General features: G+C 65.7%; 15 protein-coding genes. 11 read left to right on the top strand and 4 right to left on the bottom strand.

The window, feature by feature from the left end:
* A partial coding sequence (locus ACE3S9_RS07030; RefSeq protein ID WP_374545731.1) for a polysaccharide biosynthesis/export family protein occupies positions 1 to 750 on the top strand: 750 nt, incomplete at its 5' end.
* Between the two features lie 63 nt (positions 751 to 813).
* Here the strand turns inward: ACE3S9_RS07030 and ACE3S9_RS07025 are convergent.
* Positions 814 to 1827 carry a bile acid:sodium symporter family protein gene (locus ACE3S9_RS07025; protein ID WP_374545730.1) on the bottom strand — a complete coding sequence of 338 codons (1014 nt, stop codon included), beginning with the start codon at positions 1825 to 1827 and terminating at the stop codon, positions 814 to 816.
* Positions 1828 to 1928: 101 nt separating this feature from the next.
* Between ACE3S9_RS07025 and ACE3S9_RS07020 the strand changes: the two genes are divergently transcribed.
* Positions 1929 to 2903 carry a LysR family transcriptional regulator gene (locus ACE3S9_RS07020; protein WP_374545729.1) on the top strand — a complete coding sequence of 325 codons (975 nt, stop codon included), beginning with the start codon at positions 1929 to 1931 and terminating at the stop codon, positions 2901 to 2903.
* On the opposite strand, the gene ACE3S9_RS07015 is transcribed toward ACE3S9_RS07020, so the two are convergent.
* Together ACE3S9_RS07015 and ACE3S9_RS07010 are read right to left on the bottom strand one after the other, a co-directional pair.
* Entirely contained in the window at positions 2869 to 3618 is a 750-nt protein-coding gene (locus tag ACE3S9_RS07015) for a sulfite exporter TauE/SafE family protein (RefSeq protein ID WP_374545728.1), read from the bottom strand. The two genes, ACE3S9_RS07020 and ACE3S9_RS07015, sit on opposite strands and share 35 nt — an antisense overlap.
* Positions 3619 to 3636: 18 nt before the next feature.
* Positions 3637 to 4314 (bottom strand): GntR family transcriptional regulator, encoded by a 678-nt coding sequence (locus ACE3S9_RS07010; protein ID WP_374545727.1) that lies wholly within the window; start codon positions 4312 to 4314, stop codon positions 3637 to 3639.
* 136 nt (positions 4315 to 4450) lie between these two features.
* Here ACE3S9_RS07010 and madL point away from each other — a divergent pair, with 136 nt between their 5' ends.
* From madL to ACE3S9_RS06965, 9 genes are read left to right on the top strand one after another with little or no spacing between them, the layout of a single operon-like run.
* Positions 4451 to 4891, top strand: coding sequence for a malonate transporter subunit MadL (gene madL / locus ACE3S9_RS07005; RefSeq protein ID WP_374545726.1), 441 nt, complete (start codon positions 4451 to 4453; stop codon positions 4889 to 4891).
* Between the two features lie 8 nt (positions 4892 to 4899).
* Positions 4900 to 5664 (top strand): malonate transporter subunit MadM, encoded by a 765-nt coding sequence (gene madM / locus ACE3S9_RS07000; RefSeq protein WP_374545725.1) that lies wholly within the window; start codon positions 4900 to 4902, stop codon positions 5662 to 5664.
* Between the two features lie 26 nt (positions 5665 to 5690).
* Positions 5691 to 7334, top strand: coding sequence for a malonate decarboxylase subunit alpha (gene mdcA, locus ACE3S9_RS06995; RefSeq protein WP_374545724.1), 1644 nt, complete (start codon positions 5691 to 5693; stop codon positions 7332 to 7334).
* Positions 7335 to 7342: 8 nt separating this feature from the next.
* A complete protein-coding gene (mdcC, locus tag ACE3S9_RS06990) occupies positions 7343 to 7660 on the top strand; it encodes a malonate decarboxylase acyl carrier protein (protein WP_374545723.1) in 318 nt (105 codons plus the stop codon).
* Positions 7657 to 8532, top strand: coding sequence for a biotin-independent malonate decarboxylase subunit beta (locus ACE3S9_RS06985; protein WP_374545722.1), 876 nt, complete (start codon positions 7657 to 7659; stop codon positions 8530 to 8532). Before mdcC ends, ACE3S9_RS06985 begins: the two co-directional genes overlap by 4 nt.
* A gap of 1 nt (position 8533) precedes the next feature.
* Complete coding sequence (gene mdcE / locus ACE3S9_RS06980; RefSeq protein ID WP_374545721.1) at positions 8534 to 9238, top strand: biotin-independent malonate decarboxylase subunit gamma; 705 nt, start codon at positions 8534 to 8536, stop codon at positions 9236 to 9238.
* Positions 9225 to 9923, top strand: a complete 699-nt coding sequence (gene mdcG, locus ACE3S9_RS06975; protein ID WP_374545720.1) for a malonate decarboxylase holo-[acyl-carrier-protein] synthase — start codon at positions 9225 to 9227, stop codon at positions 9921 to 9923. Before mdcE ends, mdcG begins: the two co-directional genes overlap by 14 nt.
* Positions 9920 to 10771, top strand: a complete 852-nt coding sequence (gene mdcB / locus ACE3S9_RS06970; protein ID WP_374545719.1) for a triphosphoribosyl-dephospho-CoA synthase MdcB — start codon at positions 9920 to 9922, stop codon at positions 10769 to 10771. Before mdcG ends, mdcB begins: the two co-directional genes overlap by 4 nt.
* A 10-nt stretch (positions 10772 to 10781) precedes the next feature.
* Positions 10782 to 11687 (top strand): ACP S-malonyltransferase, encoded by a 906-nt coding sequence (locus ACE3S9_RS06965; RefSeq protein ID WP_374545718.1) that lies wholly within the window; start codon positions 10782 to 10784, stop codon positions 11685 to 11687.
* 133 nt (positions 11688 to 11820) lie between these two features.
* Here ACE3S9_RS06965 and ACE3S9_RS06960 read toward each other — a convergent pair.
* Positions 11821 to 12380 (bottom strand): substrate-binding domain-containing protein (locus ACE3S9_RS06960; RefSeq protein ID WP_374545717.1); only part of this gene is annotated, 560 nt, incomplete at its 5' end.

The following is a 12380-nucleotide window of genomic DNA, read 5'->3' as shown; positions in this document are numbered from 1 at the left end:
GCGGTCTCGGCCGAGATTACGGAAAAGCTCCGCTCGCGCGCGATCGATCCGCAGGTGGTGGTGACGGTGGTCGAGCATCGCGGCAATGCGATCAGCGTCCTCGGCGATGTCGGCCAGCCGACCCGGTTCTCGATGGATCCGGGCGGCATCTCGCTCACCGGCGCGATCGCCAAGGCCGGCGGCTCCAAGGACCCCGCCTATGAAACGGTGGTGAGCCTGAAGCGCGGCGGCACGGAGCATATTGCGGATTTCCAGGCGGTCGTGCGCGAGCCTTCGCAGGACGTCGCGCTCGCGCCCGGCGACACCATCTATCTGGCTCACGTGCCGAAGTTCTACATGGTTCTCGGCTCGACCAGCCCGGGCGTGGTCGGCGGCGTGAACAACCGCCGCTTCACCTTCGAGCTTGAGACGATGTCGTTGACCGAGGGGTTGGCGAAGGCTGGCTGGCTCGACACGACGCGCGCCAATGCGGGCGAAGTGTTCCTGTTCCGCTTCGAAAAGCCGGAACTGCTGCGTTCGCTCGGCTATGATGTCAGCCGCTTCAATGCAGGCCCGGTGCCGACCGTCTACCGGATCGATTTCTCGTCGGCGGACGGGTTCTATCTGGCCAATATCATGAGCATGCGCAATCGAGACGTCATCTTCGTCTCGGAATCGATCCATTCGGATATCCAGAAGGTGCTTTCGGTCGCCGTCGCGGGCAGCCTGACTTATCTGAACTCGACCCAAGGCGGCTTTTACGCGCGCTGAGTCGCTTCCACTCTGATTTGACATGCTCGCCGCCGGTTCGAAGCCGGCGGCGTGGCCTTTTGGTCAGCGCGCATCGCTTGGCTGCGCGGCCGTCAATTGCTCCGCTTCGGCGGGGCGCTCTTGGGACCAGCGCTTCGCCAGAACGGCGCAGACCATCAATTGCATCTGGTGGAACAGCATGATCGGCAGCAGGATCATGCCGAGATCGGGGCCCGGGAACAGCACGCCGGCCATGGGCACGCCCGCCGCCAGGCTTTTCTTCGATCCGCAGAACACGATGGCGATCTTGTCCGCGCGGTTGAAGCCGAGCCGGTCGGCGGCGAACTGCGTGCCGAGCAGCGCGATGGCGAGAACGAGCGCCTCCAGCGCCAGCACGGCGGCGAGGCTGCTCGGCGGCAAGGCGCTCCACAACCCGGCGCGCACGGCATGGCCGAAAGCGCCATAGACCACCAGCAGGATGGAGCCGCGATCGGTGGCGCCGAGGAGCGCCCGGTGGCGCGCCACGAAATCGCCGATCCACGGCCGCAGCAATTGCCCCGCAAGGAAGGGAACGACCAGCAGGAGCACGATCTCGCGGATGGCCGAGCCGGCCGGCGCGGCGCCGTGAGCCGACGCAAATAGCGCGACGAGAACGGGCGTCGCCACCGTGCCGACCAGGCTCGACAAAGTCGCTGAGCACATGGCGGCGGGCACATTGCCGCCCGCGATCGAGGTGAAGGCGAGCGAGGACTGGATGGTCGAGGGCAGCAGGCAGAGATAGAGCATGCCCAGCGCCAGCGGCGCCGGCATCACCTGCGGCGGCAGGCGCCCCAGCGCCACGCCGATGAGAGGGAATAGCGCGAAGGTCGAGGCCAGCACCACCAGATGCAGCCGCCAATGGGCGATGCCGGCGACAACATTAGCCGTGGCGAGGCGCGCGCCATAAAGGAAGAACATCAGGGCGATCGCAACATTGGTGGCGATTGTCACCGGGTTCTGGAACGCCTCCGACGGAGGCGCCACGCTTGCCAATATGACCGTGGCGACGAGCAGCAGCGTGAAACGATCGGGCGCGAGGCGAAGCAGGAACTGGCGCATGGGTCTGACGAGCCTGTGTTGGGAGGCCGGACCATGCGCTCCTTTACGCTCATTCGGAATAGCGCTATCAACACTATCAGTTATCATGAATCGCGATATCGATGTTCTACGATCCCGATCTTCTCGTCACCTTCCTCGCCGTCGCCGAAACCGGCTCCTTTTCCGAGGCGGCGCGCCGCCGGGGCCTCCGCCAGTCGACCGTGAGCCAGCATGTGCGCAGGCTGGAGGAGGCGACGCGGCGGCGGTTGTTCGACCGCGACACCCATAAGGTCGCGCTCACGGTCGACGGTCAGGCGCTGACGCTGCTGGCCGACGAAATTCTCGCCGCCCATTCCCGCGCCGAGCGTTATTTCTCCCATGCCGAATTGCGCGGCCGGGTGCGCTTCGGCGCCTCGGAGGATTTCGCGCTTTCGCCGCTGCTGCCGAGGGTTCTGCGCGCCTTCGCGTCGAAATATCCCGCCGTCGATCTGGAAATGACCGTTGGACTAGCCGTCGATCTTTACGAGCGCATGGATCAGGGCTCGCTCGACCTCATTTTCGCTAAGCGTCGGGCCGGCGACGAGAGGGGGCGAACGGTGTGGCGCGAGGCGATGGTCTGGGTGGCGGCGGCGGACTGGCGGCGCGATTGGGACCGGCCCTTGCCAATCGTGGTCTATCCGCCGCGCAGCATCACGCGCGAGGCCATTCTGGTCGCGCTCGAAGGCGCCGATATTCCCTGGCGCGTCGCCTGCGCTTGCGGCTCGCTGTCCGGTCTGGTCGGCGCGGTTGCGGGCGGCCTCGGCGTGGGCGCGCAATCGGCCTGCCTCAAAGCGGATGGCGTGGTCGCGCTTGGTCCCGAGGCCGGCCTTCCGGCTCTGGGCGAGACCGAATTCGCGGTGGTTCCGGCGGTCGGTCGGCCGAACGCGCCAGTCGAGGCTTTGGCGGATACGATCGTGGAGCTGGGCGGGGCCTTCCACACGGCGTTCCTGAAGGGGCGCCTCAAAGCGTTTTCAAGCGAAGTGGACCCGGTTCGCGTAAAGAAAACGCGGCGAAAACAAAAACCTAGCCGAAGCGCCGCCAGAACACCAGCGCCGTGATGATTGCGTTGAGGCAGGAGATCACGATCCGCGCCTTGGCCGGATCGAGCCGCCGGCCGTAATGGCCGGTGAGATAGCCGCCGACGGTCGAGGAGACCAGCAGGATCGCCATTTCCGGCCAGAAGATCAGGCCGCCGGCGATGAACAGGATGGAGGCCGTGGCGTTCATCGAGGCGTTGAGCAGATGCCGCGACGCCTGCATGGAATTGACGGTCGCCGAGGTCAGCACGCTCCATGTCGCCAGCATCATGATTCCGACGGCGCCGCCAAAATAGCCGCCATAAATACCCAGGATGAACTGGACCGCCGGCAAGGCGTGCGGATGGATGTTGATCCTCTTGCGCAGGGCGTCGCCGATGCTGCGCCCGAAGGCGAACACCAGCACGCCGAACAGCAGCAGGAAGGGAAAAATGTCGTCGAAGATTTTCTGCGACGTCCTGACCAGCAGCATGGCGCCGAGCGCCCCGCCAACCACGCTGATGATCGACATGGTCGACAGTTTCACATCGTCGAACCCTCGGAAATCATGGCGATAGGCGAAAGCGGTGGCGAGCGCGCTCGGCACCAGCGCCACCGTGTTGGTGGTGTTGGCGAACAGCGAGGGCATGCCGGTCGCGACAAGGGCCGGAAGGGTCACGAAGGAGCCTCCGCCGGCGATGGCGTTCATCGCCCCGCCGAGCAGGCCGGCGCCTGCGACGATCATCGCATTGTGCATTGTTTCCCCTGATGCGGTTCAGGCGCGGCGCCGCGCCTCGGAGGCGGAGAGTTTTTCGACGGAGCGGACAAGGTTGGAAAAACGCTCACCCTGCAGCATGACGTGCTCGCGCAGGGTCGTGGCGGCGCGGTCGGCGTCCCGCGCCTGGATCGCCTGAACGATCGCCTCATGTTCGGAGAAGGAATCCGCGATCCGCGTCGGCGCGCGCAATTGCAGGCGGCGATAGGGTCGCGCGCGTCGCTGCATTTCCAGCGTCTGCTCGACCAGGAATTCATTGCCGCTCGCCTCGTAGAGCGCCTGATGAAACACTTCATTCAGACGGTAATAAGCGTCGGGGTCCCTGACGCCCCGGCAGGCCTCATGGGCCGCGAGCAGGCGCTGCAACTGGAAGGGCGTCGCCCGGCTGGCGGCGAAACGGCCGCACAAAGCCTCAAGTTCCGCCATGAATTCGAACATTTCCATCAGGCGGCGCGGAGAGGCGGGCGCGACCGCCCAGCCCTTGCGCGGCATTTTCTCGATCATCCGGATCGTTCCGAGCCGGATCAGCGCCTCGCGGATCGGCGTGCGCGAGACGCCATAAGCTTCGGCCAGTTCGACCTCGTCGAGGCGGGCGCCCGGCGGATATTCCCCCGTGACGATCCTTTCCTCGATCGCTTCGAGCAATTGTTCGGAGAGGCGGTTTGGCGACGAGTCCATGATTCCACTGCCTGTGTTTTTATTCCGCCGGCATCATACAAAATGCTTGACACTGTGTCGAGTTTCGTATTTTCTGTATACATAGAACGGAATTAGAATACATAAACCGCTCTTACCAACACAGGGGAGAAAAGCGATGGTGATTTTCGGCACCGCGCTGCTGGCGGCTTGCTATTTGGCAGGCATCGCCGTCGGCGAGGCGATTGCGGCGCTTATTGGCGTCAAGGCGAATGTCGGCGGCGTCGGCATCGCGATGTTGTTCCTGATCGCGGCCCAGCATTTTCTGCAAAAGCGCGGCCTGTTTCCGGCGGACACCGCCAAGGGCGTGACCTTCTGGGCCATGATGTACATCCCGGTGGTGGTCGCCATGGCCTCGATCCAGAACGTGATCGTGGCGGTCAAGAGCGGCCCGATCGCGCTGCTCAGCGCGGCGGGGGCCTTCGCAACCTGCATCTTCTTCATCTCGGCGATCAATCGGGTCATCGAGCGCGCGCATATCGCCAGCTCACCCCTGGCGCCGACCACCGACGACCATGATCCCGCCGCCGACCTCTCGGTCGCCCCTGACCATCGCTGAGGTCCGCCATGTTCCAGATGATCGAAAAGACCATTCTCGATAATCCGCTGATCACCGCCTTCGCCTTCGTCGGTCTGGTGATCTGGATCTCCAACCAGCTCTCTCATCATCTCACCCGGGGGCGGGTCGCCGGTTCGGCCATCGCTGTCCTTGCCGGCCTTGCTCTGGCCTATGCCGGCGGCGTCATGACCGGCAAGGCCAAGGGCCTCGCCGACCTCCAGCTGTTTGGCGGCCTCGCCTTGATGGGCGGCGCCATGATGCGGGATTTCACCATTGTCGCCACCGCGAGCGAGGTTCACGTCGACGAGGCGAAAAAGGCCGGTTGGCTCGGCTTCCTCGCTCTGGTGCTGGGCACGATCCTGCCCTTCATCGTCGGCGTCGGCGTCGCCTATGCCTATGGCCATCGCGATCCGGTCACGCTCACCACCATCGGCGCGGGCGCCGTCACCTATATCGTCGGGCCGATTACCGGCGCGGCCATCGGCGCCTCGTCCGACGTGATCGCGCTCAGCATCGCGACTGGCGTGGTCAAATCCATCCTGGTGATGATCTTCACCCCGGTGTTTGCGCGGTTCATGCGGCTCAACAATCCGCAGGCCGCCATGGTGTTCGGCGGGCTCGCCGGCACGGTGAGCGGCGTCAGCGCCGGCCTCGCCGCAACGGATCGCCGCCTCGTGCCCTATGGCGCGCTGGTCGCGACCTTCCACACCGGCTTCGGCTGCCTGCTCGGCCCGTCCATCCTCTTCCTCGCGGTCAAGGCCCTGTTCGGCTGAGACGCGGCGATTTGAAAGGTTCTCTCATGCGAGACTGGAACACACAGGCCCGCAGCCGGCAGGCGCGACTCGACCGCGCCGCCGCTCTGGCCAAAGGCAAGGAAGTGGCGGCGGCCGACGCCGGCGCCCTGCTGGAGGCGGTGCTGGAGCCCGGCGACCGCGTCTGCCTCGAAGGCAACAACCAGAAGCAGGCGGATTTCCTGGCCCGCGCTCTGGTGGGCGTGGACCCCGCCAAGGTCCACGACCTCCATATGGTGCAATCGGTTCTGGCGCTGCCTGAACATATCGACGTGTTCGAGCGTGGCGTGGCTTCCCGGTTGGACTTTTCCTTCTCGGGGCCTCAGGCGGGGCGCCTCGCCAAACTGGTGAGCGCCAACCAGATCCGGATCGGCGCGATCCATACCTATCTGGAATTGTTCGGCCGCTATTTCGTCGATCTCACCCCGCGCGTCAGTCTCGTCTGCGCCCAGGCGGCGGACCGCGACGGCAATCTCTATACCGGCCCGAACACCGAGGACACGCCGATCATCGTCGAGGCGACCGCCTTCAAGAGCGGCATCGTCATCGCGCAGGTCAATGAAATCCTCGACACGCTGCCGCGCGTCGACATTCCCGGCGGCTGGGTCGATTTCGTGATCCAGAGCCCGAAGCCGCATTATATCGAGCCCTTGTTCACCCGCGATCCGGCGCAGATTTCCGAGATACAGGTGCTGATGGCCATGATGGCGATCAAGGGCATCTATGCGGAATATGAGGTCAATCGCCTCAACCACGGCATCGGCTTCGATACCGCCGCGATCGAACTGATCCTGCCGACTTTTGCGGAATCGCTCGGTCTCAAGGGCAAGATTTGCCGGCATTGGGCGCTCAACCCGCACCCGGCTTTGATCCCGGCGATCGAGGCGGGCTTTGTCGAGAGCGTGCATTCCTTCGGCTCGGAACTGGGCATGGAAGCCTATATCCGCGCCCGGCCGGATGTGTTCTTCACCGGCGCCGACGGCTCGATGCGCTCCAACCGCGCCTTGTGTCAGGCGGCGGGCCATTACGCCTGCGACATGTTCATCGGCTCGACCTTGCAGATGGACCTCGCCGGCAACAGCTCGACCGCCACCCTCGGCCGTATCGCCGGCTTCGGCGGCGCGCCGAATATGGGTTCCGACGCGCGCGGCCGCCGCCATTCCAGCCCCGCCTGGCTGAAGGCGGGCCGCGAGGCGCGCGAGGGCCGCAACATGATCCCGCGCGGCCAGAAGCTGGTCGTGCAGATGGTCGAGACCTTCCGCGAGCATATGCAGCCGGCCTTCGTCGAGAAACTCGACGCCTGGGAGCTGGCGGAAAGCGCCAATATGGATCTGCCGCCGGTGATGATCTATGGCGACGACGTCAGCCATATCCTGACCGAGGAAGGCATCGCCAACCTGCTGTTGTGCCGCACCGACGAGGAGCGGGAGCAGGCCATTCGCGGCGTCGCCGGCTACACGCCGGTCGGCCTCGGCCGCGACAAGAGGATGGTCGAGAATCTGCGCGACCGGGGAATCATCCGCCGGCCGGAAGATCTCGGCATCGACAAGCGTCACGCCACCCGCGACCTGCTCGCCGCCCGCTCGGTGAAGGATCTGGTGCGGGCCTCAGGCGGTCTCTACGACCCGCCCAAACGTTTCCGCAACTGGTGAGGGCGAACATGGAAAAGCTGACCTTTGAATTCCTCGGCGGCGCCTCGGTGAACGCCACGCGCGCGCCGGCTCTTGTCGGCGTCGTCGGCTCGGGCAATCTCGAAGTGCTGATCGAGCCCGCCGCCCTCAACGGCGCCTGCGCGGTCGAAATCCTCACGGCCGCGCGCGGCTTCGGCGAGACATGGAAAGCCGTGCTCGACGATTTCTTCGCGCGCCACAAACTCGCCGACGTGCGCATTTCCATCAACGATGTCGGCGCGACGCCGGCGGTGGTTTCGCTGCGGCTGGATCAGGCCGTGGAAGATTTTCTGGGAGGCGGAGCATGACCAGCTATTACGAGTCCAGCGCCCGCGAGCGCCTGCACGCTGTGTTCGATAAGGGCAGCTTCCACGAATTCGTGCCGCCGACCGAACGTGTCGTCAGCCCGCATCTCGTTCAGCTCGAAACGCCGGCGGCCTTTGACGACGGAATCATCGTCGGCCGCGCCACGCTCGACAGCCGCCCGGTTCTCGTCGCGGCGCAGGAAGGCGGCTTCATGGGCGGAGCGGTGGGCGAGGTCCATGGCGCGAAACTCGTCGGCCTTTTGGAGCGCGCCCGCGACGAAAAACCTGCCGCCATAGTGCTGCTGGTGGAATCCGGCGGCGTGCGGCTGCACGAGGCCAATGCCGGCCTGATCGGCGTTTCGGAAATCATGCGCGCCGTGCTCGCTTTGCGCAGCGAAGGCGTGCCGGTGATCGTGCTCGACGGCGGCCAGTTCGGCTGTTTCGGCGGCATGGGCATTGTCGCGCGGCTGTGCGACGCCATCGTCATGAGCGAGGAGGGCAGGCTCGGCCTTTCCGGGCCGGAAGTGATCGAGACCACCTGCGGCGTCGAGGAATTCGACTCGCGCGACCGCGCTTTGGTGTGGCGCACGGTCGGCGGCAAGCATCGCTATCTGCTCGGCGAGGCCGACGCCATTGTGGCGGACGATATCGTCGCCTTCCGCAACGCCGCCATCGCGCTGCTGAACTTAAAGCCGGACCTTTCACTCGAAGCGCTCACCGCCGAACATGACAAGCTCGGCGCGCGGCTGAAAAACTTCGGCACCTTGCGCGACGCGCTCGACATCTGGTCGTCGCTGGGCGTGGAAAAGCCGGAGCAGTTGCCTTTGCTGGAGGCCGACGCCTTCCGCGCCGCCACCGTAGGAAAGAGGGCCTGACATGGACGCCAAAACCCTTCTGTCAAAACTCTTCCCCGCTGGATGCGACGTCGCTTTTGACGGCCAGTTCTTCCACGGAACCGGCGAAAGCCAGCGCGGAACAGTCGCGATCATCGGTTCCATCGACGCCGCGCCGATCGGCGTCGAACTGGCCTTCCGCATGGCCGACGATGTGCTGCGCATCGTGCGCGAACATCCCGGCCGGCCGATCCTGCTGCTGGTCGACACGCAGGGCCAACGCCTGAGTCGCCGCGACGAATTGCTCGGCATCAACGGCTATATGGCCCATCTCGCCAAATGCCTGCAACTGGCGCGAAACAAGGGCCACAAGATCATCGGCCTGGTTTATTCGGAGGCTGTGAGCGGCGGCTTCCTCGCCTCGAGCCTGCTTGCAGACCGCTGCTATGCGTTGCCCGAGGCGGAGGTGCGGGTGATGAATCTCCCGGCCATGTCGCGCATCACGAAAATCCCGCAGGAGCGGCTGGAGGAATTGAGCAAGACCTCGCCGGTCTTCGCGCCCGGCGTAAGCAATTATCTAAAAATGGGCGCGGTCCATTCGCTGTGGGAGGGCGATCTCGCGCAGCGTCTCGCCGAAGCGCTCGACATTCCTAGCGAGGGTGACCGGCGCCGCCAATGGGGCGAAGAGCGCGAAGGCCGCAAACTGGCGCGCCCGGTATCGGAAAGGGTGCGCCATGCTCAAGGTTAAACGCTGCGTCACGCCGAAGGCCAAAGTGTTTCGGCGCCACGACTGGGTCTATCTAACCGATCACTGGCGGCAGGGTCTTCCGAAGACGCTGTCGCGCCAGAGCCGGAAGCTGCTCGAAAGCTGGATAGCGCGGCGCCGACCGCTGGTCGTCGCCCGCCGCCAGGAGGGCGACGCCCCGGACATGCTGCGTCTTGGCCTCGCCACGCCCGGCAAGCAGCGCATCTGCGTTTCGGTCTCGGCCTATGCCGTGCTGCTGCGGCGTCCGGCGCCCTTGCTGCTCGAGGTCATCGAAAACGCTGCAAAGGTCTGGCCGGAGGCCATGCGGGAGCTCACGGCGATGATTGCGCGCATTGCGCCGGACACGCGGGTCTACGGCTCGCTCGCATGGCAACATTTCGCGGCGGAGCCGAGCTACTGCTATCTCAGGCCGGATTCCGACATCGACCTTCTTTTCACGCCGCAGGACAGCGCCAAACTGGGGGCGTGGATCGATCTCCTGCGCGATTTCGAGCGTCGCTGGCCGGCGCCGCGCCTCGACGGCGAAATCGCTCTCCGCAACGGCGATTTCATGTCCTGGCGGGAATTCGCGGCGCGGCCAAGGAAGATCCTCGTCAAGGGCGCGGAATCCATTTCCCTGCGCCAAATCGAAGACATCGATTCTCTCCTTGCCGCGAGGGCCGCATGATTGTCCAGACGACCGGCGCCGTCGCGCGTTCCGCCGTAGCCGCAACCATCGGGCGTCTGGCGACGCGCGCTCTTCATGTCGAACTGGCGCTCTATCCAAAACCCGGACTCGTCAGCCCGATCGACAATGGCGCGCATGACGACATGAACGCCACGACCTTCGTGCGCTCGATCCTCGCGCTGCGCTCCTATTTCGCGGCAATTGCGGAAGCAGGCGCGCGTGCCGCGCCCTTCGCCGAATTGCAGCGGCTCGGAATCGCGGCGGAGAAAAAGATGCTGGCCGCGACGGGCGGGATCAACACGCATCGCGGCGCGATCTTCTGCCTCGGCTTTCTCGCGGCGGCCGCGGGCTGGCGGCGCGCGCGCGGCCTCGCGCCCGATGATTCCGCGCTTGCGGAAACCATTCTGACGCTATGGGGCGAAGACGTCGCGTCGGCAGGTCTCGCCGCGCCCGATTCGCATGGTCTGAGCGCGTCCCGCCGCTATGGCGCGCGCGGCGCGCGCGACGAATTGCTCGCGGGACTGCCGACCTTGTTCAACGTCGCCGCGCCCGCGCTGCGCGAGGCGCTCGCGCAAGGCGCGGATGCGGAACACGCCTCGGTGCAATGCCTGTTCGCCATCATGGCGCGTTTGGAGGACACCAATCTGATTCATCGCGGCGGCCCGGAGGGACTGGCTTTCGTTCAGAACGCCGCGCAAAAATTTCTCGACGCCGGCGGCGTTTTCGCCCGCGACTGGCGCCAGCGCGCGCTCGACCTGCATGGCGATTGTGTCGCGCTGCATCTGTCGCCAGGCGGCGCCGCCGATTGCCTCGCCGCCGCCTGGTTCGTGCATGATCTGAATTCATAAGGCGCTGAACATGACGCTCGGCCTGCTCTGTCCCGGCCAAGGCGATCAGTCGCCGAACATGCTCGGCCTGCTGAAGGGCCGCGCGCGGGCAGGGCAGGTGATGGCGCTGTTCGCCAAGGAGACGGGACGCGATCCCTTCGCGCTCTGCGCCGCCGACATGCAGGTTAATGTCATCGCGCAGCCGCTGGTTTGCGCGTTTCAACTCGCGGTCTGGGCCGAAATCGCAGAGCGCGCGCCTGCGGTCGCCGCGCTCGCCGGCTATAGCGTCGGCGAATTGGCGGCCTATGGCTGCGCGGATGCGCTGGCGCCACGCGAGGTGATCGCGCTGGCGCGGCGGCGCGCCGAATTGATGGACGAGGCCTTTCCGGGCGGCGGCGGCATGCTGGCCTTGCGCGGCTTCGACCGCGCCACGGTTCGCGCGCTGTGCGTCCGGCATGGCGTTGAAATCGCCATCGTCAACGACGAAGACCGTTTTGTGATCGGCGGCGCGCCGGCGGACATCGCCGCCTGCGGCGCGGAAGCCGAGGCGCGCGGCGCCAAGGTCACGCCGCTGGCGATCCAGATTCCCTCACATACCAGCCTGATGCGGCCCGCCGTCGCGCCTTTTCACGACGCGCTTGCGGCGGCAAGCTGGAAGAGACCTTCGGCGCCGGTGCTGGCGGGATTGAATGGCGCGCCGGTCTTTGCGCCCGCGCGGGCGCAGGAGGTTCTCGCGGCCCAATTGGCGGAGACCATCGATTGGGCGGCCTGTCTCGACGGAATGCGCGAAAGGGGCTGCTCGATCCTGCTGGAGCTCGGCCCCGGCGCCGGACTCGCGCGCATGGCGCGCGACCGCGCGCCAGACATTCCCGCGCGCTCCGTCGCCGAATTTCACAGCCTCGACGGCGTGGTCGACTGGCTCGCGCAGCAATTATGAGACCGCGCGCTGTCGGGGCTCAGAGCAGCGTGCGAAAAAGTGGATGCCGGTTTTTCGCGAAGACGCTGCGAAAACAAAAGAATCCAGAGTCGAGTGGGATTGAATCTAATAGCAAAAGAGTCTAGAGATCGAGCTAGCCGAACATTTCCCCATCCGCATGGAATCGCTCCACCAGCCAGTCGCCGACGGCGCGGATGCGCGGCACGTCGCGCAATTCGCGCGGAACCACCAGCCATATCTCGCGGTTGAGCACCGGCCGTTCGCCGGAGAGCAGCCTCAGCCCGCCGTGTCGGGCGCCGATCAGACGGGGCAATATGGCCAGCCCGAGGCCGTCGGCGACGGCGGTGGCGAGAGCGTCCATGTTGTTGCAGCGCAGGACGATGCGCGCGTCGGCCACGCGCTCCGCCAGCCAGCGCATCTCGGGCAGATGCGCCAGTGAATGCTCATAGGCCGCCCAACTGCAATCGCCCCAGCCGTCCTCGGCGGGCGCGTCGGCAGCGCCATAGATGCCATAGGCGAGGCGGGCGAGCCGGCGCACGACGAAATCGCCGCTTTTCGGACGCGCCAGGCGTATGGCGAGGTCGGCCTCGCGGCATGACAGGTCGAGATTGCGGCTGCTGCCGATCAATTCGACAGCCAGTTCAGGGTGACGCGCCCGCAGCTCCGCCAGATTCCGCGCCAGATAGTGCGAAA

The organism is Rhodoblastus sp., from assembly GCF_041915505.1.
Taxonomy (GTDB): domain Bacteria; phylum Pseudomonadota; class Alphaproteobacteria; order Rhizobiales; family Beijerinckiaceae; genus Rhodoblastus.
This window is presented reverse-complemented; position numbering and strand designations above follow the sequence as displayed.

What these genes read in the sequence shown, in the direction of transcription:
- ACE3S9_RS07015 (WP_374545728.1), bottom strand. Translation starts at nt 3,618, where the DNA reads ATGCACAATGCGATGATCGTCGCAGGCGCCGGCCTGCTCGGCGGGGCG.
- mdcA (WP_374545724.1), top strand. Translation starts at nt 5,691, where the DNA reads ATGCGAGACTGGAACACACAGGCCCGCAGCCGGCAGGCGCGACTCGAC.
- mdcB (WP_374545719.1), top strand. Translation starts at nt 9,920, where the DNA reads ATGATTGTCCAGACGACCGGCGCCGTCGCGCGTTCCGCCGTAGCCGCA.
- ACE3S9_RS07025 (WP_374545730.1), bottom strand. Translation starts at nt 1,827, where the DNA reads ATGCGCCAGTTCCTGCTTCGCCTCGCGCCCGATCGTTTCACGCTGCTG.
- madL (WP_374545726.1), top strand. Translation starts at nt 4,451, where the DNA reads ATGGTGATTTTCGGCACCGCGCTGCTGGCGGCTTGCTATTTGGCAGGC.
- mdcC (WP_374545723.1), top strand. Translation starts at nt 7,343, where the DNA reads ATGGAAAAGCTGACCTTTGAATTCCTCGGCGGCGCCTCGGTGAACGCC.
- mdcE (WP_374545721.1), top strand. Translation starts at nt 8,534, where the DNA reads ATGGACGCCAAAACCCTTCTGTCAAAACTCTTCCCCGCTGGATGCGAC.
- ACE3S9_RS07020 (WP_374545729.1), top strand. Translation starts at nt 1,929, where the DNA reads ATGTTCTACGATCCCGATCTTCTCGTCACCTTCCTCGCCGTCGCCGAA.
- ACE3S9_RS06965 (WP_374545718.1), top strand. Translation starts at nt 10,782, where the DNA reads ATGACGCTCGGCCTGCTCTGTCCCGGCCAAGGCGATCAGTCGCCGAAC.
- ACE3S9_RS07010 (WP_374545727.1), bottom strand. Translation starts at nt 4,314, where the DNA reads ATGGACTCGTCGCCAAACCGCCTCTCCGAACAATTGCTCGAAGCGATC.
- mdcG (WP_374545720.1), top strand. Translation starts at nt 9,225, where the DNA reads ATGCTCAAGGTTAAACGCTGCGTCACGCCGAAGGCCAAAGTGTTTCGG.
- ACE3S9_RS06985 (WP_374545722.1), top strand. Translation starts at nt 7,657, where the DNA reads ATGACCAGCTATTACGAGTCCAGCGCCCGCGAGCGCCTGCACGCTGTG.
- madM (WP_374545725.1), top strand. Translation starts at nt 4,900, where the DNA reads ATGTTCCAGATGATCGAAAAGACCATTCTCGATAATCCGCTGATCACC.